Source organism: Stenotrophomonas sp. 14P6.2.3 (assembly GCF_057799055.1).
Genome location: NZ_JBYOLA010000012.1, coordinates 69,656 through 91,218, shown reverse-complemented (window position 1 = coordinate 91,218; position 21,563 = coordinate 69,656). Strand labels below are relative to the sequence as shown.

General features: G+C 65.6%; 17 protein-coding genes and 1 riboswitch. Of the genes, 4 read left to right on the top strand and 13 right to left on the bottom strand.

Annotated elements, in window-relative coordinates:
* Positions 1-4: 4 nt before the first annotated feature.
* The 3 genes from exbB to AC27VL_RS11620 are packed head-to-tail and all read right to left on the bottom strand — an operon-like array spanning position 5 to position 1,806.
* Complete coding sequence (exbB, locus tag AC27VL_RS11630; protein ID WP_100553476.1) at positions 5-733, bottom strand: tonB-system energizer ExbB; 729 nt, start codon at positions 731-733, stop codon at positions 5-7.
* Positions 720-1,187 (bottom strand): YbaN family protein, encoded by a 468-nt coding sequence (locus AC27VL_RS11625; protein ID WP_488766518.1) that lies wholly within the window; start codon positions 1,185-1,187, stop codon positions 720-722. Before AC27VL_RS11625 ends, exbB begins: the two co-directional genes overlap by 14 nt.
* Before the next feature lie 31 nt (positions 1,188-1,218).
* Entirely contained in the window at positions 1,219-1,806 is a 588-nt protein-coding gene (locus AC27VL_RS11620; protein WP_488766517.1) for a biliverdin-producing heme oxygenase, read from the bottom strand.
* A gap of 107 nt (positions 1,807-1,913) precedes the next feature.
* On the opposite strand from AC27VL_RS11620, the gene AC27VL_RS11615 reads away from it, so the two are divergent.
* Positions 1,914-2,171, top strand: coding sequence for a DUF2789 domain-containing protein (locus tag AC27VL_RS11615; RefSeq protein WP_032976752.1), 258 nt, complete (start codon positions 1,914-1,916; stop codon positions 2,169-2,171).
* Between the two features lie 118 nt (positions 2,172-2,289).
* Here the strand turns inward: AC27VL_RS11615 and AC27VL_RS11610 are convergent, their stop codons facing one another.
* The 5 genes from AC27VL_RS11610 to AC27VL_RS11590 form a co-directional block, all read right to left on the bottom strand.
* Positions 2,290-5,205, bottom strand: a complete 2,916-nt coding sequence (locus tag AC27VL_RS11610) for a TonB-dependent receptor (protein ID WP_488766514.1) — start codon at positions 5,203-5,205, stop codon at positions 2,290-2,292.
* A 168-nt stretch (positions 5,206-5,373) separates the two neighbouring features.
* The gene (locus AC27VL_RS11605; RefSeq protein WP_488766512.1) at positions 5,374-6,315 is read right to left on the bottom strand and encodes a FecR family protein; all 942 of its coding nucleotides are present in this window, start codon (positions 6,313-6,315) and stop codon (positions 5,374-5,376) included.
* A 103-nt stretch (positions 6,316-6,418) separates the two neighbouring features.
* Positions 6,419-6,919, bottom strand: coding sequence for an RNA polymerase sigma factor (locus tag AC27VL_RS11600; protein WP_088101228.1), 501 nt, complete (start codon positions 6,917-6,919; stop codon positions 6,419-6,421).
* An 83-nt stretch (positions 6,920-7,002) separates the two neighbouring features.
* Entirely contained in the window at positions 7,003-7,476 is a 474-nt protein-coding gene (locus AC27VL_RS11595) for a hypothetical protein (protein WP_488766509.1), read from the bottom strand.
* The gene (locus AC27VL_RS11590) at positions 7,476-7,961 is read right to left on the bottom strand and encodes a hypothetical protein (RefSeq protein WP_488766507.1); all 486 of its coding nucleotides are present in this window, start codon (positions 7,959-7,961) and stop codon (positions 7,476-7,478) included. Before AC27VL_RS11590 ends, AC27VL_RS11595 begins: the two co-directional genes overlap by 1 nt.
* A gap of 181 nt (positions 7,962-8,142) precedes the next feature.
* Between AC27VL_RS11590 and ppa the strand changes: the two genes are divergently transcribed.
* On the top strand, positions 8,143-8,679 hold the full coding sequence (gene ppa / locus AC27VL_RS11585; protein WP_025874161.1) for an inorganic diphosphatase: 537 nt from the start codon (positions 8,143-8,145) through the stop codon (positions 8,677-8,679).
* Between the two features lie 151 nt (positions 8,680-8,830).
* A complete protein-coding gene (locus AC27VL_RS11580) occupies positions 8,831-9,952 on the top strand; it encodes an HDOD domain-containing protein (RefSeq protein WP_089236713.1) in 1,122 nt (373 codons plus the stop codon).
* Between the two features lie 187 nt (positions 9,953-10,139).
* On the opposite strand, the gene AC27VL_RS11575 is transcribed toward AC27VL_RS11580, so the two are convergent.
* The 5 genes from AC27VL_RS11575 to thiC all read right to left on the bottom strand — a co-directional run bounded on the left by AC27VL_RS11575 (position 10,140) and on the right by thiC (position 19,294).
* Entirely contained in the window at positions 10,140-13,028 is a 2,889-nt protein-coding gene (locus AC27VL_RS11575) for a TonB-dependent receptor domain-containing protein (protein WP_191078532.1), read from the bottom strand.
* A 49-nt stretch (positions 13,029-13,077) separates the two neighbouring features.
* Positions 13,078-13,977 (bottom strand): helix-turn-helix transcriptional regulator, encoded by a 900-nt coding sequence (locus AC27VL_RS11570; protein WP_100553484.1) that lies wholly within the window; start codon positions 13,975-13,977, stop codon positions 13,078-13,080.
* A gap of 115 nt (positions 13,978-14,092) precedes the next feature.
* Complete coding sequence (locus AC27VL_RS11565) at positions 14,093-16,417, bottom strand: winged helix-turn-helix domain-containing protein (protein ID WP_488766504.1); 2,325 nt, start codon at positions 16,415-16,417, stop codon at positions 14,093-14,095.
* 259 nt (positions 16,418-16,676) lie between these two features.
* Entirely contained in the window at positions 16,677-17,348 is a 672-nt protein-coding gene (locus AC27VL_RS11560) for an ion channel (protein ID WP_108266178.1), read from the bottom strand.
* A gap of 101 nt (positions 17,349-17,449) precedes the next feature.
* Positions 17,450-19,294: a phosphomethylpyrimidine synthase ThiC gene (thiC, locus tag AC27VL_RS11555; protein ID WP_100553487.1), complete on the bottom strand. Its 1,845-nt coding sequence runs from the start codon at positions 19,292-19,294 to the stop codon at positions 17,450-17,452.
* A 93-nt stretch (positions 19,295-19,387) separates the two neighbouring features.
* Positions 19,388-19,489, bottom strand: a riboswitch (TPP riboswitch).
* 247 nt (positions 19,490-19,736) lie between these two features.
* Between thiC and AC27VL_RS11550 the strand changes: the two genes are divergently transcribed.
* Positions 19,737-21,314, top strand: a complete 1,578-nt coding sequence (locus AC27VL_RS11550) for a BCCT family transporter (protein ID WP_488766502.1) — start codon at positions 19,737-19,739, stop codon at positions 21,312-21,314.
* Positions 21,315-21,563: the final 249 nt, after the last annotated feature.

Below are 21,563 nucleotides of genomic sequence, written 5' to 3'. Positions count from 1 at the left end.
TGCCTCAGTTCACTGCACGCAGCGTGCCTGCCGGTGCACGGCGTGCAGCCCGATCCAGATCACGCGACACCAGCTGCTGCACAGCTGCGGACAGATCGCCCAGCAGGCCACGCAGGCCCGCCAGCACCCGGGTGAAGTGGTTGTAGACCAGTACCGCCGGGATCGCTGCGACCAGACCGAGCGCGGTAGCCAGCAGCGCCTCGGCAATGCCTGGCGCAACCACGGCAAGATTGGTGGTGTTGCTGTGGGCGATGCCGATGAAGCTGTTCATGATGCCCCACACGGTGCCGAACAGGCCCACGAAGGGCGCCACTGCGCCAATGCTGGCAAGCACGCCGATGCCACGACGCTGGTTGCGTGCGGACTCCAGTTCCAGACGCTCCAGTCGTGACGCCACCCGCTCCTTGATCCCCTCACGATGATCAAGTTCCTGCGACAGATGCAGCTCGGTGCGCGCAGCATCCAGCATGGCGACGGCGATGCTCTGCTGCAGTGCGGGCTCGCCGCCTGCGACCGGCAGGCTGGGTGCCGACAGCAGCAGGCTTCGCGCGAGGCGCAAGGCGCGCGCCTGCCGGGCCAGTTCCCAGCCCTTGGCCAGCAGCACGGTCCAGGTGGCCAGCGAGGCTACAGCCAGGGCAATCATCACGCCCTTCACCACCACATCGGCAGCCAGGTACATGCCCCAGGGGGTCAGTGCGGGGGCGGCCATGGGCGCCAGATCAGCAGGCAGCATCGTCAGAGGTTCCATTGGAATCGGAAGAGGAGGCGCGACGGCGGGCAGCGCGCGGATCGGCGGCATCGTCCACGCCCACCAGCGGCGAAAGATCGAAACGTGGCGCCGGTCGACTCAGGACATAGCCGGCACTGACCGCAAAGAACAGGCCAACGCCCAGCAGCAGGCGCCAGGACGGGTGTGCGCCCCAGCAGAACATCGCAAATCCCACCGCCATGCCCGCGCTGGCAAACACCTTGCCCTTGCGCGATACCGCACCCTGCTCACGCCACAGGCGCAGCGACGGGCCGTAGCGCGGATGGGAAAGCAGCCGCTGTTCGAACCTGGGCGAACTGCGCGCGAAGCAGCCCACCGCCAGGATCAGGAAGATGGTGGTCGGCATGACTGGCAGCAGCGCGCCGATCACCCCCAGCGCGACCATCAGCCAGCCGAGCGCGAACCACAGCCAGCGCATCAATCGCGCGCCAGCGGGCGGTGCAGGGACATCAGGAAAACTCCACTTCGACATGGCCGTGTACGCTGCGGAACGCGGCATCGGCGGCATCGATCACTTCCTGCTCCTGCGCCGGCGACAGCACCACTGCATCCAGTGCAGCAGTGAACTCGCGCCAGTGCCGCGCGGCCCCATCAGGATGTGCCGCCAGGTGGCGCGCGCCGAAATCACGATCCAGGCCGAGCGCAGCCGCCATCTTGTAGAGCACGGTGCCACCCAGGTTGGAGCCTTCAGCAACATACAACCAGCCCAATGCAGTCGGCAGCGGCAGGTCATTCCCGAGTGCGACGATGTCCTCGCCCGGCAGCGCCTGCTCCAGGTCCTGCAGGTCGCTGCGTACCTGCTGCAGGCGGCGACGTTCAGCCAGGTCCGGCAGCAATGCGTCCAGCGCAGGGCTGGCGTACAACGCGTCGATGCTGCGGTGGAAGCGGTACTGCACCCGCAGGAAGCGAGCGAAATTGCTGCGGTCGGCAAAGATGTCGCCGGCCATGATGCGCTTGTCGAGGGCGCCATGGCTGTCGCGGGTGGCGGCCTTCAGCCGCACGCTGCGGCTGTCTTCGAGGGATGTCTGAACGGTCATCGGGAGTGCCAGGGAAAGCGTCCCCCTGTAGACGATCCCGGCGAGGGTTCCCCCAACCCTGCTTGCGTCGATAATGCAGGTTCCTTTCCATTGCCAGGACCCCACCGATGATCACCACCGAACCGCGCATGACCAACCTGTTCCTGCAGCTGGGTCTGGATGCCAGTGCCGAGGGCATTGCCCGGTTCATCGCCGACCACCAGCTGGCCGCCGGTGTGGAAGTGGCCGATGCCCCGTACTGGAACGAAGCCCAGCGCCAGTTCTTGGCCGAATCGCTGCAGGCTGATGCAGCCTGGACGACCGTGGTCGACGAACTGAACGAAGCGCTGCACGAAGCGGCGGTGAAGGCGGCGACCGGGCTGTAATCGCTCGCCGGGCATGGCCCGGCGCTACCGGTTGTTCGGTGGATCCACGCCATGCGTGGATGGCCGGACCCGATGGGGTCAGAGCCCTTTCCACAGGAAAGGGATCCGACCCCGCCGATCAGTACTTCCAGGTAAAGGCCAACCGCGCGGTCCGGCCCGGAGCCGGCATCACACCCAGGGCCAGCGGATCCAGGTAGTAGCGGTCGGTCACGTTGTCCACGTTCGCTTCCACCGACAGCTGGTCGTTGAAACTCCAGCTCGCGAACAGATCCACCAGCGTGGTCGGCCGGTACAGCTGCTGGATCGCTGACAGGCCCACGTTCCATTCCTTGTCCAGCTTGCTGATCGGGCCGGCGTTGTGGACCACGCGGGTGCCGAAGGTCAGCCGCTCATCGAACAGTCGCGAACCCAGGGTCAGGTTGACCATGTAGCGCGGCGGGTTCTGGGTGTTGCTGTAGGAACCTTCGAAGCCACCATCCACGCAGTCCGGCGTGCCGATCAGTTCCTCGATCCTGCGCTGGACGCCGTACGCGCGGCGTTCGGCAGCGATGTCCGGCGCGCAGGTCTTGGCCTTGAAGTAGTAGTGCGCCGACAGATCGGCAAACACCTTGCCGCTGTCATAGCTGGACTGGAACTCCATGCCCGACACCTTGAAACGGTCGACGTTGCGGATCAGGCCGGCCGACAACGTGCGGTAGTCGCGGGTGATCAGGTCATCAATGCGGGTATCGAAGTACGCCAGCTTCAGCGCCAGGCGGTCACCGGCAGTGAACAGGTCGTGCTGGATCGTACTGGCGCCCAGTTCCCAGCTGTGCGCGCGCTCGGGCTTGAGTTCGTCCACCGGCTTGGCCGCAGTGAACAGGCCCAGCGTGGTCTCGAACAGGCTCGGCAGCTTGGTGCCTTCGGCGTACTTCAGGTAGACCATGCTGTCTTCGCTGAAACGGAAGGCCACGCTGGCGGTCGGCGAGAACGCGCTGTCACGGCGGCGGATCGGCTGCGACCAGGTCCAGCTCACCGGCACTTTCAGATCCTCAGCAGCATCGGCGTCATAGAAGTTCCAGCCACTGATGTCGCCGACGGTGCCCTTCTTGTACGGCGAGGCCAGCAGCGACTCTTGGGTGAAGTTGCCGTTCGCGTCGGGATACCAGTTCAGCAGCGCGATACGCTTGGCCCGCCACGACGGCAGCTTGGGATTGCCGTTGAGCAGCTCGGTGTAGCGGTACTGGCCCTGGACTTCGTATCCGTCCGGCGTGGCCAGGCGGTTGCGGTCATGCACGTCCACGCGGTTCCAGCGCCCGCCCAGCAGCATCTCCCAGCGTTCGTCCGGCGCCCACTTCAGCGACGCCACCGCGCTGTATTCCTTGCGCTCGGCATTGCGCAGGAAGCGGTTGTTGACCAGGTCGTCGTGCATGATCGGGCCGGAGCTGCCCGGGGCGATGTCTTCATCGCTGTAGGACAGGCCGTAATCGAGGGTGAAGCGGCCGGCACTGCTGTCGAACACCGAGGTGTTGCTGGCGTCCAGACCGAAGCGTTTCTGCCGCAACGGGTTGCGGTAGGCATCCTTGTAGCCGGGATTGCCGCTGAAGCTGGGCGCGTCGTACCACTCGGTACGGCGGTCGAAGTACCACGGGGTAATGCCGGTCAGGCTGTTGTACATCACGCTGTCGGCGTCGGTGTACCACGCGTTGACGCGCAGGTCGATCAGCTCGCTGTCCGGGTTGAACCGGTAGCGCAGGCTGTAGCTGTCCATGTCGACGTGGCCTGGATCCCATTGCGGGATGCGGTCACGTTCAACGCGGATGATCTGCGAGGCCATGATCTCGCCAGCGGTGCCTTCATAGCGCCGATAGCCCGCTTCCAGCGTCTGCGCGTCGTCGATGCGCCAGGTGCCCTTGAGCAGGGTCGATTTCGAACGCGAGGACGTGTTGAACACTTCGGTGCGCGGCGGGTTCAGCGGGGCCAGGGTGCGACGGGTCTGCGGGAAATCGTCGTAGCCCTTGCTGCCGGAGAAGTAATTGCCGTTGTCTCGGTACGCATAGGCGGCCACCAGGTCGAAGCGATCCCAGTGCCCGGCGGCGGCCACGTTGAAGAACTGGCTGCCGGTGGCGCTGCGATCGCTGCGCGGCACGGCCTCGTAGCCGGGCAGGTTGTTGGCGCTGCCGTTGGCCAGTCCCCCGCGCAAGCGTACGCCGACATCGCGCCCCTCGCGCAGCACGTCATCGACATTCAGGGTTTCCATTTCGACCACGCCACCGATACCGCCGGAGGCATTGGCCTGCAGGCTCGGGCCCTTGGTGATGGTCAGCCGCGAGATCAGGTCGGGGTCGAGGTAGGTGCGCTGCGACTGGCCGGCATAGCCACGGTAGGTGTCCATGCTGGACTGGCCACCGTCGATGATGACCGGCACCCGGCTCTGGCCCTGGATGCCGCGGATGTTGACGTCGAAGCCATTGCCCACACGGGGATCGCCCGCGGTAACACCGGCCACGCCCTTGACGATGTCGCCGTTGGAGGTGCCGCGGAACCGCTCCAGTGCGACGCGGCCGATGCTGGTGGTCGAACCCACGCTGCGGTAGCTGTCGAGCAGGCGCGCTTCATCGCTGGCCGCGCCGCCCTGCACGCGGTCTCCGGCCACGCTGAGGGTATCGGTGACGATCACTCCGCCCGTCTGGCCCGCCGCAGCGACCTCCAGCGTCACCGCATCGGCGCTTACCCGGCGCACGCTCAGGCCGCTGCCGCGCAGCAGACGTGCGAGGGCCTCGTCGGCTGACAGCGTGCCGCTGACCGGTTGCGAGATCACGCCTTTGGCCAGCGTGCTCGGATAGACCACCTGCACACCGGACTGGCGCATGTAGGCGCGCAGTGCATCGTCCAGCGGTTGGTCGGGAATATCGAAGTGCTGTACCGCAGCCGGGCCAGCGGTGCTGGACTGCGCCATCACGGTGGGGGTGGCGGTTGCCAGGCCGGCGGCCAGCAGCGCGATGCACAGACGGGACGGGCGCGGTGCGCGGCCCGGGCGGCGGAATTCGTACATGGGGGAACCTGTCAGAGGAGCGTGGCCGCGGGCGCGGCATCATCCGCGCATGCGCGGACCCAACGACGTACGTGGCGGCGGCGGGTACGTTCGTGGATGAGACGCGTGGCGGCGTGCGATCCCCAAGACGGATGCGATGCATCCGCTGCATCCGTGGATGGCGTGGCGTTACCGGTGGACGATTGCCACACCCAGTGGCAGGCGGGTGACCTGCAGGCCGGCGGTGGCCGCCAGCGCGTCCAGTGCCTGCTCCGGATGATCGACGCGCAGCGCCGCGCTGACGGCTGGAAGCGCCTGGAGATTGCCGCGCACGAACGTCGGCCCTGCGCGATAGCGACCGACCTCGTGCACGGCATCGGTCACGCTGGCCTGCTCCAGCAGCAGCTCGCCCTGTCGCCAGGCACCGACACTGTCTGCGGCAACGTCGATCAGTCGCTGCACGCTTCGATGCTCGCCATAGCCCGCACGTTGCCCCACCTGCAGATAGGTCCAGCCGCCATCAACCGGACTGGCCACGCGTACGCGGCCCTGTCCGACTTCGGTCTCCACCCCGGCGGCAACGTGGGCGACCGTGAATGCGGTGGAGATGTCTTCCACCACACCGTTGCCAGCCGCGACGCTGAAGCGCCTCTGCGCATCAGGCGCCACGTAGAACCAGGCACGGCCACGCAGCAGTTCAATGCGACGACGCTGGTCATCGAAGTGCACGGCGATCGCACTGTCGGCATCGAGCACGGCACGGCTGCCATCGGGCAGATGCACATCCTGCACGCGGTGGTCGCTGCGATGATCCGCCTGCAGGCGCAGCCAGGTATCGGGCCAGACCACCAGCAATGCCAGCGCAGCGGCGGTGGCCATGGCCCAACGCAGCCGCCGCGGGCGACGCGCTGCCTGCCTGCGTTCGATGGCGACCGGACGCGGCCCCACACTGCGCCACAGCATGCGCTCATGCTCGAATGAACGCCGATTCGCAGGCTCGGCCAACCAGCGCTCGAACGCATCCATGCGCGCGTCGCTGATATCGCCGGACGCCAGGCACACGATCCAGTCCCTGGCCTGTTCGGCCACGGCATCATCGGCGGTGCTGCGGGGTGTCGGGGGCGGGCTCATCGGCTGGCGGGGGACACGATCAGAGGTGGGCGGAAGGACTAGACCGCATGGGCGGCCTGCGAATCAAGACGCACGGCGGGTATGCGCCCCCAAGCCGGATCGTTCATCGACCGCTGCGTGCCCAGGCAAGCCGCTGCAGCGCAGTGCGTACGTGGTTCTCCACCGTGGTCACCGACACCCCGAGGCGTCGGGCGATGTCGGCCTGGGTCAGGCCCTGCAGGCGATTGAGATGGAAGATGGTACGCGTCGGCTCGGGCAGGTGGCCGGCGGCATCAAGCACGCGCTGCAACTCATCCTGCGCCATCACCTGCTCCTCCGTGGAGATCTGCTCGTCCTCCTGCCACAGGTAGTGCTCGGCCAGCAGGCGGTTGCGCCGCGTCGATTCGCGGCCATGGTCGGTGGCGAGGTTGATGGCCAATCGATAGAGATAGGCGCGCGGATTGTCGATGCTCTGGCTGTTGTCGACCCCGCGCGCCTTGAACCAGACCGCCTGGATCACGTCTTCCGCCCCGCTGTCGCCACCGAGAATGCGCTGCACGCGCCGCAGCAGTGCCGATCGTTCGCGGATCAGCAGTTCGGTCAGGGTGACGGCGTTGGAGGACATGCGCGGCGACGGGACAGACGGGGGCGGCGCGCATGCTACTCCGTTAATGCGAATAAATCACGTTTGCATTACGGCCCCCTGCGTCAGAGACAGTCTGTCAGGCCGTCATAGACGCTCGTGGTCGTGCCGGGCAACGGGGCATCAATCGCCTCATGCCCGGAAACCTGCCAGACCTGCAGCAGCTCCTCCAGCCGGGTTGCAGGCGCCAGCGGCAGCGTGCAGGCGTAGGTGCCATGGTCGACATCGATCCGGCCGTCCTTCTGCACCCAGGTTTCGCTGCCAGCGAAGGTCCAGACGCAGCTGGCGACCACGCCTGTCGCGCGCTCCACCGAGCAGCGCAGGCGCATGGCCCACAGGTTGTAGTACTGCCCCTCGCAGAACGTGTCGCCACAGATATCATCGAACCCGCGCACCAGCATCCGCTCGGCAGCGAGGAAGCGCTCCCGGCCGGTCGCGGGATCGGGATAGTCACGGGCGTCCACGAACGCCGGCGCCGCCTGCGCGGTTCCGGCCAGCAGCAGAGCACAGAGCAGCCATCGTCCCGGGAAAGCACGCATCAGGCGCCCCTCCTCTGCAGGCAATCAGGCAGCACCTCGAACAGACCATGGTCGAGCCCGGGCAGTGGCGCCATCAGGCCGTCCGGCGCCTCCAGCGAGGCAAAGAAGGCTTCAACCGGCACCCCGGGCTGCATTTCCACCGGGCAGGTCCAGTGGCCGTTGTCGACTTGTACCTGCCCTGTGTCGGGTTGCACCGCCAGTTCGCTGGCCGCCAGCACCCAGACGCAGCGCTGCACCGTTCCCCGGTGGGCCAGCACCGCGCAGCGGAACTCCAGCACCCGGTAGTTGCTGTAATCGCCTTCGCAGAAGGTATCGGAGCACAGGCGGTCGAATGCCTGGGCAAGCGCGCCCTCCAGCGCGTAGGCCCTGTCCCAGAAGGCCTCCTGGGCCGGATGGTTGATCAGGTCAACATGCGTCCCGCGCGCCAGCGCGGTCAGCGGGACAAGCAGCAGCAGAACGCCGCAGCGCCAACGGTTCCAGTTCATTGCAGGTCTCCTCGGTTCGGGATTCCAGCCTGCTCCGGTCGCCGGCCCGTCCCCATCGGGATACCCCGTCCTGACCGGTCATCGGCCACCGCGACGGCCCGTCAGCGCCCTACCCTGCACAGCGACCGGCAAAGGCATAAAATGGAGAGCTATCCGTCTACACCCCCACCTGGAGCACACCATGGGCCTGGAACTCGTCTCGCCCGGCAAGAACCCGCCGGAAGAAATCAACGTCATCATCGAGATCCCGAAGGATTCCGAGCCGGTGAAGTACGAAGTGGACAAGGAAACCGGCGCGATCTTCGTCGACCGCATCCTGTCGACCCCGATGCGCTACCCCTGCAACTACGGCTACGTGCCGAGCACCCTGTGCGGCGACGGCGATCCGGCCGACGTGCTGGTGGTGCTGCCGCTGCCGCTGGTCCCGGGTTCGGTGGTGCGTTGCCGTCCGGTCGGTGTGCTGAAGATGAGCGATGAGGCCGGCAGCGACGAGAAGATCCTGGCCGTGCCGGTCACCAAGGTGTTCGGCGGCTACGCGCACGTGGAAGACATCGAGCAGGTGTCCAGCCACTGGCTGGAGCGCATCGGCCACTTCTTCGAGCACTACAAGGACCTGGAGAAGGGCAAGTGGGTCAAGCTGGACGGTTGGGGCGGCGCGGCTGAGGCCAAGCAGATCCTGATCGAGGCGCACCAGCGCCACCTCGACAGCAAGGCCTGAGACTGAACAGCATTGCTCCGGCGCACGGCGTCGGAGCGATGCGGGTCACGTTTCATGACGGCGGCACATCACCTTTGCCGCCGTATTAGGTAAATTGCGTCACTTCACACGTCTTCGACATCGACCGTCGAGACAGCCAGGGGAATGTGTCGTGCGTATTCTGCTTGTTGGGGATACAGCCAGCCTGCCGGCTGAGCTGACCGAATTCATTGCCGATCTTGGGGAAGACTGGCAGCCGTTGACCGCCACCGATGGCCATACCGCGATGACCGCGGTCGCCACCCAGGGCGTGGACGCGGTGATCGTCTGCCCGCAGTTGCCCGATCTCAACGCGACCACGCTGCTGGGACAGATCCGCACCTTGCGCCCGGAGACCATCCGCATCGCACTTGTCGATGCACAGCATGGCAACCGGCCGCCGCCGGCGCGCCTCATCGGTGTCGCCCATCGCTTCCTGCCCTTGCCGCTGGCACCGGAAGTACTGCTGGAAGCACTGACCAGCCTGGAAGAGCTGCGCGAAGTGCTGGACAGCCCGCGCCTGCGCGATGCCATCGGCCGCATCGAGAAGCTGCCCTCGCCACCGCATCTGTACCTGAGCCTGACCCAGGCACTGGAACATGACGACGACGCCGACAGCGCCGATGTCGCCAAGCTGGTCGCCGCCGACCCGGCGATCGCAGCAAAGGTGCTGCAGCTTTCCAATTCGGCGTTCTTCAGCCAGGGCCGCACCATCGCCGACCTGCGCACGGCCGTGACCCGGCTGGGCCTGGCCACGCTGCGTGACCTGGTGCTGGCCAGTGAAGTGTTCTCCGCGCCGACCTTGTCCGGCGCCGAGCGCAACTCGCTGCAGCAGCGTGCCTTGATGGCCTCGCGATTGGCCGCACGCCTGCTGCCCGACTCCAGTGCCGAACTCGGTGCCACCGCCGCACTGCTGGCCGACATCGGCCTGCTGCTGCCGGGCGTACGCAACGAACGCAGCGAACCCGAGCTCGCGGGCGACGACCGCCCCGGCCATGCCGAAGCCGGCGCCTATCTGCTGGGCCTGTGGGGCCTGCCGATGCCGATCATCGAGGCGGTGGCGTTCCATCTGCAGCCGCAGCGCGCCAACACCCGCAGCTTCTGGGTGACCGGTGCGGTGCACGTGGCACTGGCACTGGTCAACGGCGATCCGGTGGATGAAGAGTATCTGCAGCGCGCCGGTGTGCTGAACAAGCTGCCGCAGTGGCGCGAGCACGCCAACAGCCTGATGGGGCTGGTGCCAAGCGACGCCTGAGGCGTAGCGGCAGGCGGGTGCGCAGGGGAAGAAAGGCAGGCCGGGTGGCCTGCCTTTTTTCGTGGTGCCGTTGTGCCGGAACGTACATCCACGCATGGCGTGGATCTACCCAGTCGGTGCAGCGCTCAAACAAGAAGGGCGGACCTTGCGGCCCGCCCTCCTCTTTCTGCTGTCACGCTTCGATGGATCAGAAGCGCTGGGTGTACTTCATGTAGTAGTAACGACCGATGTCGAAGCCACCGTAGTACGAGAAGCTCGAGTTCGGCTGGCTGTACATGACCGGGCCTTCGTGGTTGAACACGTTGTTGGCACCGACCGAGACCGTAGCCTGCCACGGCAGGGTGTAACGCACCTGCACATCGTGGAAGGTGTTCGAACCGACCTTGCGGGTCGGCTGGCCCAGGGTGTAGGACGAGCTGAAGTCAGGCAGGTTGCACTCGGTGTCGTAGGAGCACGGCTCCTTCATGCTCGAGTAGTAACGCACCGCCCAGTTCACGCCCAGGTTGCCCAGGCTCCAATCGACATTCAGGTTCGAACGGACGCGGAAGTTCGCACCCCAGTCGCCGGTTGCCCAGCTGGTGTGCTGCTCGACCGGGGTCTCGGCTTCGTTGTCGCGCTTGTACTCGAGGTAATCGACGTAGGTGGTTTTCCAGTCAACCACGATCTTGCCGAAGGAGAACTCCGGCAGGCGGTACTTGATGCCCAGGTCGTAACCTGCGGTTTCCTGGTAACCACCGTTGATCAGGGTGCGGGTAACGTCGACCACCTGGTTGACGGTGCGGCCGTCGGTGCCACGGCTGAAGCGGTCACACGCCGACGCCACGCCCAGCACGTAGCACTGGTTGAGGATCGAGGTCACCGACTCGGCGGCGATCACGTTGTCGATGCGGATCTTCCACCAGTCCAGGCTGACGTCCAGGCCCTGCACGAAGTTCGGGCTGTAGACCAGGCCAGCAGTCCAGGTCTTGGAGGTTTCCGGCTGCAGTTCCGGGTTGGAACCCGACTCGAAGGCGCTGTAGGACTGGGTGCCCGGGCCGGTCGACTGTGCGCCGCCCGAGGTGATCTGGCGGAAGTTCGCCGGAACGCCACGTGCACCGCAGGCCGCGGCAACCGACGGGTTGCGCGAGGCCGAACCGAAGCTGCTGTCGCACGGATCGGTGTAGGCGTCGAAGGTCTGCGAGGTGCCGCCGTACATGTTGGCGATGTTCGGCGCGCGGAAGCCCGTCGAATAGGTCGCACGCACCAGCAGGTCGTCGATCGGCTTCCACTTCAGGCCGAACTTGCTGTTGATGGTATCGCCGAAGGTGTTGTAGTCCGAATAGCGACCGGCCATGTCGAGCGACAGTTCCTTGGCGAACGGCATGTCAGCCAGCACCGGCACGTTCAGTTCGACGTAGAACTCGTCGAGCTTGTAGCTGCCCTTGGTCGGCGCGCCGGCCAGGTCGGTGCTCAGGCCCGACTGCAGCAGTGCATCCGGGTTGTACTCACCGCTTTCCTGACGGTGCTCGTAACCGGCAGCGATGGCCAGGTCACCGGCCGGCAGCGTGAACAGCGAACCGGAGATGTTGGCGCTGTAAGCCTTGGTGGTGTTGGTGTAGGTGTCGTGGCTCGGCAGGAACAGATAGGCCTGCAGTGCCGGATCAGCCAGCGAACCATTGCCGGTGGAGCCGTACGGTGCGAGCGGGTTCCACGGGGTGCAACCCGCGATCACCTTGCCCGGGGTACCGCAACGGGCAACGTCGCCGTCCATGAAGGACGGGCCGACGGCGTTCTGCACGTTCGGGATGAACAGGTTGCCGGTGCCGGTCTTGACGCCCTTGTTCTGGTTGTAGACGTAACCCACGTCCCAATCCCAGAACTTGTCAGCGAACTCGAACGAACCTTCCAGGCCGGCCGAGAAGCGGAAGGTTTCCTGCTCGGATTCGGTCTGGCGCGGGAACTCGGAGGTGCGACGGATGAAGTTCGCGTCCTTGCCCAGCGGGTTGTAGATGCTGTCGCCCGACAGCGGGGTGCCGTAGACCTCGGACTGGTACGGGTAGCCGGCAATCTGCGAAGTCGCGGTGCGCTTGGTGTACAGCACGTTCGCGGTAGCGCGGATGTTGTCGGTCAGATCGTAGTTGCCGTTGGCGAACACCGAGCGACGGGTCAACTTGTTCTGCAGCCACATTTCCTGGCTGGCATTGGTGTAGTCGGCGGTGCCGAACTCACGGAAGTCGCCCATGCCGTTGCCGGCACCGGTATTGCCACGGGTGTACCAGATATCGTCGTTGGCGTTCTTCGGGGTGCCCATGTCGTCGATCAGCACGCCATGGTTGGACGCCGGCGACCAGCCATTGGCATCGTCGTCGGTCGGGAACGGATGGAAGCGACCGTTCGGATAGCGGCTGAAGGAGCGATCCTTGGCCTTGACCTCGTCTTCCTTGCTGTACTCGGCGCCGAAGGTGATCGAACCACGCTCACCGGTCTGGCCGTAAACGAAGTTGTAGACCTGCTTCTGGCCGTCGCCTTGGCCGTACTGGCCACCGTAGACGCTGGCTTCCAGGCCGTCGAAGTTCTTGCGGGTGATGATGTTGACCACGCCGGCGATGGCGTCGGAACCATAGATGGCCGAGGCGCCATCGGTCAGCACTTCGATGCGCTCCACGACCGAGGTCGGGATCGAGGCCAGATCGGTGTAACCACCGGTGCTGGTGCCCATGCGCTTGCCGTCCAGCAGCACCAGGGTGCGCTCCGGGCCGAGGTTGCGCAGGTCGACGTACTGGCCGCCGACTTCTTCGCCCGAGGTCAGGGCGTCGGCGCGGCTGATCGCCGGCGAACCGGTTGCCGACAGGTTCTGCACGATGTCGGCAACGCTGGTGAAGCCCTGCTTTTCAATGTCGGCGCGCTGCAGCGCGATCACCGGCTGTGCGGTTTCCATGCTCGCCTGGCGGATGCGCGAACCGGTGACCGAAATGCGGTCCAGGTCGGTCGTGCCGCCGGCAGCTGCGTCCTGCGCCGAAGCGAAGGACGGTGCCAAGGCAAGCGCAATGCCGGCCGGCAACAAGCCGAGCCGCACTGCAGGAATACGAACGTTCATCAATCTCTCCAAGGTACGTGTTAGTAGCGTGTTAAAACGCCGTAGCACGTTACGATTGCGTTGCAGCGCTGTATTTGCGCGACACAACCGGAGACTTTGCGGAGTGTGGCGGAAGCTGTCCGTCGTTCTCGCGGAAGCGCGAAGCGGACTGCCCATAGCGGGCGCGGAAGGCGCGCGCGAAGCTGCAGCAGTTGTCGAAACCGCTGGCAGCAGCGACTTCGCCGACCATCATGTCGGTGTCGCGCAGCAGATCGGCCGCGCGCTCAAGGCGCAACCGTGCCGAAAGCGACTGCGGGCTTTCCTCGTACAGGCTCTGGAACGTCTTGGAGAGATACCAGCTGGAGAAGTTGGTCAGCTCGGCCAGTTCGCCGATGCGCACCACACGGTGGCTGTTGCCTTCCAGATACAGGCGCGCGCGCTGCATGCGACCGAACACCTGGCGCTTGCGACTGCGCGAGCGGCCGGGGCAACGCTGCACGTTGTCTGCCAGGCTGCGCTGCAGACCGGCCAGATGCAGCAACAGCGGACGCAGCGCCTGCGCCGGCTGACCGCTGGCGAGGGCGTCACGCCACAGGCGCAGTGCCACGCGTGCATCGGCCCGGTTCATCAGGCCGCGGCCGGCGTACAGGCCGCAGTCGGCCATTTCGGTCAGCACGCGCAGCGCTTCGACGTTCAGGTTCATGCCCACGCACAGGCCGTTGCGTCCGGCCTGGACCAGCGGCCTGGACTCCTTCTCGAACGCGATCCACTCGCCCTGGCGAAGGCGGAACCGCCCTTCCTTGGCTTCCACCCACGAGGTACCGCGCACCTGCATCCAGACACTGAAGCTGATGCCGGCGGTCTGCAGGCTGCCGAGGCGGGCAACGCCCATGCAGGTCGGCGCGACATCGTCGATCGACTTGTCCAGGGAGAGGGTTTGGCCACGATCGGCCAGCGAGAGTTGACGCATAGGGGCACCACGGATTTGCCAAGTACAGGCCTCCGTTTTGCCAAATCAGGCGGCAGCGCGTCAGGAAAGACTGCCGAGATCGCCACGAATTCGCGGCGAGATCGTCACGAAGAAGTTACGAAGGCCCTTTCTCGTTCAAGATCAACAATTTGGAGAATGCAGGGAACAGCGCGGGCGGTTGTTCGGGCAGTCGCATCACGCCGATGTCGGCACCATCGCTGATGGCCAGGGCCAGGTACAGGCTGTTTCCGTCGGCACTGGCGCTGAGTCCATTGCCCGCGCTCAGGCGCTGTGCGTCCAGGCAGCGCTCCGCCTCTTCGCGTCCGGACTGGATACGGACCAGGGTCGTGCCGCAGCTGGCACTGCTGCCGAGGTAGTCGATGCTGCCGTTGCCGGCCACGGTCCAGGTCCGGTAGCGCCAACGGCTGGGCCGGTCCTCGCTGATCTGCTGCACGCTGGCCGGCGTCAATGCCGCGTCCACCGACCACAACCCACCGGCTGCCAGCCGGGTGAACAGCACCCGCCCGGTACTGCGGTCGAAACGGGCCTGTGACACGCCCTCCAGGCTGGCCAACCGCCGCCAAGGCTGCGCGCTGCGGTCGAACAGGCTCAACCGGGTGTGCTGGTCGGCATCACGTTCAACCACCAGCAGCTGATCCGCGTCGGCGCCGTACAACGCCTGCAACGGTTGCTCGGCCGGAACCGGAAGGCGATGCAGCTGTTCGTCGCGCGGGGCGATCTCGTAGACAACGGCTTCGCCGTGCTCATCGCGGCCCACCACCAGCAGGTGCCGGCTGTCGGCCGACCAGTCGGGCGCCTGCCGTGCTTCCGGTTTCAACCCTTCGATCGGCCGCAGCGACTCCGGCCGCTGCATGTCGGCCCACCACAGCGCGAAGCTGCCGGAACGATCGGAACTGAACACCAGTTGCCGTCCATCCGGCGCCACCATCGGTTGCCCATCGCGGCCACTGGAGGCAAACAGACGCTCACCTGCACCACCCTGCGCGGGCATCCTGAACACGCCGAACTGCGCGCGCCGATGCACGAACGCCAGCATGTCGCCGCGGCGGGAGACCGCCGGCCACTGCGCATCGTCGAGCCCGGCGTCACGCAGCGTACGGCGCTCGACGTCGAGGTAGTACAAGCGAGCCTCGCTGTCCACGCGGCGACCGAACACGATATGTCGACCGTCGCCCAGCCATGCCCAACCGCGCAGTTCGGCCGATTCGGTCGTCAACTGCTCGGGCGTGCCGCCGCTGGCAGGCATCCGCCACAGGTCGCCCAGCTGAGGGTTGCGGACAAACACCAGCCATTTGCCATCCGGGGAATAGCGCGGGGCGTAATCGAAATCATCTTCGTCGACAGCGTAATCCAGCGCACGCCATTGGCCGGTGGCCAGATCGAGCACGCGGATGCCGCGATGGGCATAACGACCCACCATGCTGCCGAAGACCAGGCCACGGCCATCGGGTGTCCAGTCGAAACTGAGCAGCTCGGTGCCGTCGCAGCGCGTGGCCTGGCGCACGGCGCCGCCAGTGGCGCTGGCGATCAATACCTGGCAGCTGTCATCGGCACCAAAGCGGGCGAAGGCGATTTCGCGGCCATCCGGCGACCAGTTCGGGAAACGGTCGCTGGCACCTGCCGGCGGCGAAAGCAGCTGGCGTGCGGGCGCGTTGCCGGAGGTCTGCACCTTGATGGCGTTGCCGCCCTTGCCATCGTCGTTGGCGCCTTCGTAGGCGACCTGCGATCCGTCAGGCGAAAGTGTGGGATAGGTCTCAAAACCGGCTGTGGCGGTGATCAATCGATACGGCCGCTCAGGGCTTCCGATCACCCGCGTGCCGTTCTCCACTGCCGCGTCCACCGGAGAGTTCACCGGCGCCGGGCGGCGCAGCAGCAGTACGCTCAACACCACCAGTGCCAGCAGCATCACCACGCCCAGCGCCAGCAGCAGGCGACGGCGGAGGCGCCGCCAGCGACGGCTGCCGCGTTCAACCACGGGCGCACCGACGGGGGCGACGGCATCCGGCGCAGGTGGCGGCGCTACAGACGATTCCTCGGCAGCAGCGATCGCATCGGTCTCGTGGTCCGCCAGCGGCTGCACCGGTACCAGCAAGCGGTAGCCGGTCTTGGCGATGGTCTCGATGTACGCCTGGCCGTTGTCGTCGTCGACGCTGAACGCCTTGCGCAGCTGGGTAACCGCCTGGGTCAGCACATCGTTGGTCGGCAGCGTGTCCGGCCACACTTCGGCGAACAGCTCGTCACGGGTCACCACTCGTCCCGGCTGCCGCATCAACATGCGCAGCACGCCCAGCGACTTGGGCGTCAAACGTCGCGTACGGCGCGCACCCGCAACTTCAACCTCACGCGAGGACAAAGTAACGATGCACTCGCCGACGCGGACGCGGTCGGATTCAGGCGACTGGATTTCGCTGTTGATCATTCGTTGCTATGGGGTTGAAACAGGCCGCGAACACTGTTCACCATCGATCCCTTCCCATCCTTGGCACAGCAAGAAGCCAGATTCCGCACAAAGCATCGGCGCATACCGCAAAAAAAACGAAGCCTCCGGATATTAGCCTATGCGGGTTACCTCGCCTATCGCGTGGTCGACATCAGGCTCTCTCTCGCCGACGCATTCACATAATAAGCATCATCATTCGCGCCCTTTCGGGCGCGATATTTTTATCTGGCGTTCATTTTCAGAAGCGTTTCAGCATGGTCAGGCCGACCAGCCGCGAGACCACCAGCGCGACATACATGACACCGGAAAACTGCTCCAGCATGACCAGCGCGCGGGCCTGCGGATGCAGTGGTACGACATCACTCAGCCCGACTCCGGACAATAAGCTGAAGCTCAGATAAAGCAGCTCCATCCACGTGCGCTGCGCTCCACCCGTGGCGCCCTGGAAACTGCCTGGATACCACTGCTGACATACGGCAAAGGTAAAAGCGAATGCCCATGCCAACAACGTGAACGTGGCGCCGGCGGCAAACAGCTCGTCGCGGGTCACCTTGTGGTCCTGCAGCATGTAAGCGATCAGCGCTCCAGCGGTATAGAAATACAGCAGGCTTTCCAGCAGTTGTGCAGTGATGCCCAGTGCCGGCCGGTCGAGCAGGGCCGCGGAAAGGGAAAACACCACTGCCGGAATGGCCAGCACCAGCGCCAGCCAGGTTCCCAGCGGGCTGCGCTGCACCACCCACAGGGCCAGGCCGAGCACGGCCATGCCGAACACGCCTACTGCCGCGCGGCCGGCAGCGGTTTCGTCCAGCGCGGGGTACAGCAGTACCGACAGCAGCTGCGCCCCGAGCAGCCAGGCAGAGGGATGACGGCGGGCGATGGCCAGCCAGCGGGTGGTCACGGCAATGGGCATGGTTCCTTGTCCCCGGGGAACGATGGGCCGAGGATAGCGGCATGTCCGTGAGATGGGTGATGGGATGACGCCGGGCATGACCCGGCGCTGCCCCTCTGCGATCAGCCCTGCTGATACACCTCGGCGCCGGCTGCACGGAACTGCTCGGACTTCTCCTGCATGCCCTTCTCGGCGTACTCGCGCACGTCCTGGGTGATCTTCATCGAGCAGAAATGCGGGCCGCACATCGAACAGAAATGCGCCAGCTTGTGCGCGTCCTTGGGCAGCGTCTCGTCGTGGAATTCCTTGGCCTTCTCCGGGTCCAGGCCGAGGTGGAACTGGTCGTCCCAGCGGAACTCGAATCGCGCCTTGCTCAATGCGTTGTCACGCACCTGCGCGCCGGGGTGGCCCTTGGCGAGATCGGCCGCGTGCGCGGCGATGCGATAGGCCATGATGCCGTCGCGCACGTCCTGACGGTTTGGCAGGCCCAGATGCTCCTTCGGCGTGACATAGCAGAGCATGGCGGTACCGAACCAACCGATCATCGCCGCGCCGATGGCACTGGTGATGTGGTCATAGCCCGGCGCGATGTCCGTGGTCAGCGGGCCAAGCGTGTAGAACGGTGCCTCGCCGCACTCGCGCAGCTGCTTGTCCATGTTCTCCTTGATCAGCTGCATCGGCACGTGGCCGGGGCCTTCGATCATGGTCTGCACGTCGTGCTTCCAGGCGATCTTCGTCAACTCCCCCAGCGTTTCCAGCTCGCCGAACTGCGCGGCATCGTTGGCATCGGCGATGCAACCCGGACGCAGGCCATCACCGAGCGAGAAGGTCACGTCGTACGCCTTCATGATTTCGCAGATGTCTTCGAAATGCGTGTAGAGGAAGTTTTCCTTGTGGTGGGCCAGGCACCACTTGGCCATGATCGACCCGCCGCGGCTGACGATACCGGTGACCCGCTTGGCGGTGAGTGGCACGTAGCGCAGCAGCACACCGGCATGGATGGTGAAGTAGTCCACGCCCTGCTCGGCCTGCTCGATCAGGGTGTCGCGGAAGATCTCCCAGGTCAGCGCTTCGGCGCGGCCGTCGACCTTCTCCAGCGCCTGGTAGATCGGCACCGTACCGATCGCCACCGGCGAATTGCGGATGATCCACTCGCGCGTTTCGTGGATGTGCTTGCCGGTGGACAGGTCCATCACCGTGTCACCGCCCCAGCGGATCGCCCACACCAGCTTTTCCACTTCCTCGGCAATACCCGAGGACACCGCGCTGTTGCCGATGTTGGCATTGATCTTGGTGAGGAAGTTGCGGCCGATGATCATCGGCTCGCTTTCCGGGTGATTGATGTTGTTGGGCAGCACCGCGCGGCCGCGGGCGATTTCCTCGCGCACGAATTCCGGGGTGATGATGTGCTGGATCGATGCGCCGAAGGATTCACCGGGATGCTGCTGCAGCAGTGCGGCATCACGGATCGCCTCCAGCCGCTGGTTCTCGCGGATGGCGACGAATTCCATTTCCGGGGTGATGATGCCGCGCCGCGCATAGTGCATCTGGGTGACGTTGGCACCGGCCTGCGCGCGACGCGGCAGGCTGCGCGCGGGGAAACGCACCGGGTCCAGCTTGGGATCGTGCTCACGCGCGCGGCCGAACGAAGAGCTGAGGCCATCAAGCTGTTCGGTGTCGTTGCGCTCCTCCACCCAGCCGCGACGCAGTGCCGGCAGACCGGCAGACAAATCGATGCGCACGTCCGGATCGGTGTACGGGCCGGAGGTGTCGTAGACGGTGACCGGTGCGTTCTCTTCGCCACCGAACACGGTGGGCGTGCGGGTCAGCGCGATCTCGCGCATCGGCACCTGCAGGTCCGGCCGCGAGCCGGGCACGTGGATCTTGCGCGAGCCGGGTATGGGCCGGGTCACGGACTCGGAGAGTTGCTGGGCCTGTTGCTGCAGGGCAGAGAGCTGTGCGTTCATCGGGCATCGTCCAGGAAGGTCAGGGACGAAGCGGCGGCGCACTGCCCCCGCGCCCGGACAGCACCAAGGCAGTCCTTGGGCGGGGTCGGGGCACGGCCGCATTGCAAAGCTTCCCTACGCCGGTATGAGCCGGATCAGGTTCCAAGGGACTATCTCAACCGTGGCCACAAGGCCGCGGTACCCCCGCTTCTTGGTGCGCATTAGAACATAGAAACCCCTCGGCCTCCTGGCCGTACACCCACGCCTGGCGTGGATCTACTGCACCCGCGTTAACAGAGCCGTGACGTCGCATTCAGTAACGTGCACGCGCACCGCACCGTTGCAAGCGGTGCTTTCCCTGCCGCCATCGCGGCTCCTGTCCGGTGTGCGCACGCTGTCGCCGGCCCACTCCCCGCAAGCTTTTGCTCGCTCCCCTCAATCCCTTGATCGGAGAAGCTCCTTCATGGTGTTTCGCATTTCCATCGCACTGGTGCTTGCCCTGGTGCTGCTGGCCGGCCTCGCGCCGGGCCCCTTCAATACCGTCGTGCAGGCGGCGCTGGCCGATGTCATCCGCAGCGTCGGTTGGCTGTACCTGCTGGTCGTATTCCTGGCACTGGTATTCCTGATGTACCTGGCGTTCGGCCGCTTCGGCAACCTGCGCATCGGTGGCGAAGACGCCGAGCCCGAGTTTTCGCGCGCCAGCTGGATGTCGATGCTGTTCGCTGCCGGCATGGGCATTGGCCTGGTGTTCTGGGGAGCTGCCGAACCGATCTCGCACTTCACCAAGCCACCGGAAGGCCTGGCACCACAGAGCATGGATGCTGCGCGTGCGTCGATGCGCTATGCGTTCTTCCATTGGGGCCTGCATCCGTGGGCGATCTACGCGCTGATCGGTCTGGCGATGGCCTGGTTCCAGTTCAACCGCAATGGACGCGGACTGGTCAGCGATATGCTGCAGCCGATCATCGGCCGCCACCACCGCGGTTGGATCGGCCGCGTCGTCAACATCGCGGCGGTGGTTGCCACGGCGATCGGCGTGGCGACGACGCTCGGCTTCGGCACCATCCAGATCGCTGCGGGTGTGGAGCGCGTGTTCGGTCTGGAGGCTACGGTGCCGGTGCAGATGACCATCATCGCCATTGCCTTCGTGCTGTACATGGCCTCCACCGCCAGCGGCGTGGAGCGCGGCGTGAAGTGGCTGTCCAACTTCAACCTGGCGCTGGCGGCGTTGCTGGCCGCGACCGTACTGGTGCTGGGACCGACCGGATTCATCTTCGATACGTTCACCACCACGCTGGGTTCCTACCTAAACCAACTGGTGACCATGAGCCTGCGCATGTCGCCGTTCTCCGGCAGCACCTGGGTGGCCGACTGGACGATCTTCTACTGGGCCTGGTGGATTTCCTGGGCACCGTTCGTGGGCTCGTTCATCGCACGCATCTCGCGCGGCCGCAGCGTGCGCGAGTTCGTGATCGGCGTGGTGCTGGCACCGACGCTGCTGGGCTTCTTCTGGTTCGCGGTGTTCGGCGGCACCGCGCTGTGGGCACAGATCTTCGGCCACGCCGACCTGGTGCAGGCGCTGGGCAATGGCTACGAGACGGTGTTGTTCACCCTGTTCGACAGCCTGCCGGCATCGCTGATGCTGTCGGCGGTGGCGTTGGTGCTGTTGATGATCTTCTTCGTGACCTCGGCCGATTCGGCGGTGCTGGTGCTGGCCAGCATGTCCACCGACGAAGCCGGCGACCCGCCGCTGAAGCGCAAGCTGGCGTGGGGCATCGCGGTTGCGTTGATTGCGGCGGCATTGCTGCTGGCCGGTGGGCTGGATGCGCTGCAGGGAATGATCACGATCGCGGCGTTGCCATTCGCATTGCTGATGGTGCTGGTGATGGTGTCGCTGTACCGGGTGCTGGACCAGGAGTACACGCGGGAGCGCCGGCAAACGCAGCGCCAGCGACGCATGATCGACGCGTGGATCGCACGCGAGATGGCGGCGCAGGAAGAGACCCAGGCGGAGGCGGCGCGGGCGCAGGATTCGGATTGAGGGTGTTCTGCAGCCTGCGGCTGCACCGCTTTTTTTTCAAGCAACGGCAAGTGCAACTTCAAAAGCCAAAGCGGCTCTGGGATGTTGAGGGTCTGGCGGGGAGGGGGCCGATGGCGGGACACGCCGCAAGTACGTCCCTGTAGGCTCGGCCACGGCATCCATGCCGTGGACGGTCCCGCCATCGGCCCCCTCCCCGCCTCCGACAGTTTCCCGGTGACGGCAGTAGATCCACGCCATGCGTGGATGAGG

Coding starts and splice junctions, on each gene's coding strand:
- exbB (WP_100553476.1), bottom strand. CDS start 733: ATGCTGCCTGCTGATCTGGCGCCCATGGCCGCCCCCGCACTGACCCCC.
- AC27VL_RS11625 (WP_488766518.1), bottom strand. CDS start 1,187: ATGCGCTGGCTGTGGTTCGCGCTCGGCTGGCTGATGGTCGCGCTGGGG.
- AC27VL_RS11620 (WP_488766517.1), bottom strand. CDS start 1,806: ATGACCGTTCAGACATCCCTCGAAGACAGCCGCAGCGTGCGGCTGAAG.
- AC27VL_RS11615 (WP_032976752.1), top strand. CDS start 1,914: ATGATCACCACCGAACCGCGCATGACCAACCTGTTCCTGCAGCTGGGT.
- AC27VL_RS11610 (WP_488766514.1), bottom strand. CDS start 5,205: ATGTACGAATTCCGCCGCCCGGGCCGCGCACCGCGCCCGTCCCGTCTG.
- AC27VL_RS11605 (WP_488766512.1), bottom strand. CDS start 6,315: ATGAGCCCGCCCCCGACACCCCGCAGCACCGCCGATGATGCCGTGGCC.
- AC27VL_RS11600 (WP_088101228.1), bottom strand. CDS start 6,919: ATGTCCTCCAACGCCGTCACCCTGACCGAACTGCTGATCCGCGAACGA.
- AC27VL_RS11595 (WP_488766509.1), bottom strand. CDS start 7,476: ATGCGTGCTTTCCCGGGACGATGGCTGCTCTGTGCTCTGCTGCTGGCC.
- AC27VL_RS11590 (WP_488766507.1), bottom strand. CDS start 7,961: ATGAACTGGAACCGTTGGCGCTGCGGCGTTCTGCTGCTGCTTGTCCCG.
- ppa (WP_025874161.1), top strand. CDS start 8,143: ATGGGCCTGGAACTCGTCTCGCCCGGCAAGAACCCGCCGGAAGAAATC.
- AC27VL_RS11575 (WP_191078532.1), bottom strand. CDS start 13,028: ATGAACGTTCGTATTCCTGCAGTGCGGCTCGGCTTGTTGCCGGCCGGC.
- AC27VL_RS11570 (WP_100553484.1), bottom strand. CDS start 13,977: ATGCGTCAACTCTCGCTGGCCGATCGTGGCCAAACCCTCTCCCTGGAC.
- AC27VL_RS11565 (WP_488766504.1), bottom strand. CDS start 16,417: ATGATCAACAGCGAAATCCAGTCGCCTGAATCCGACCGCGTCCGCGTC.
- AC27VL_RS11560 (WP_108266178.1), bottom strand. CDS start 17,348: ATGCCCATTGCCGTGACCACCCGCTGGCTGGCCATCGCCCGCCGTCAT.
- thiC (WP_100553487.1), bottom strand. CDS start 19,294: ATGAACGCACAGCTCTCTGCCCTGCAGCAACAGGCCCAGCAACTCTCC.
- AC27VL_RS11550 (WP_488766502.1), top strand. CDS start 19,737: ATGGTGTTTCGCATTTCCATCGCACTGGTGCTTGCCCTGGTGCTGCTG.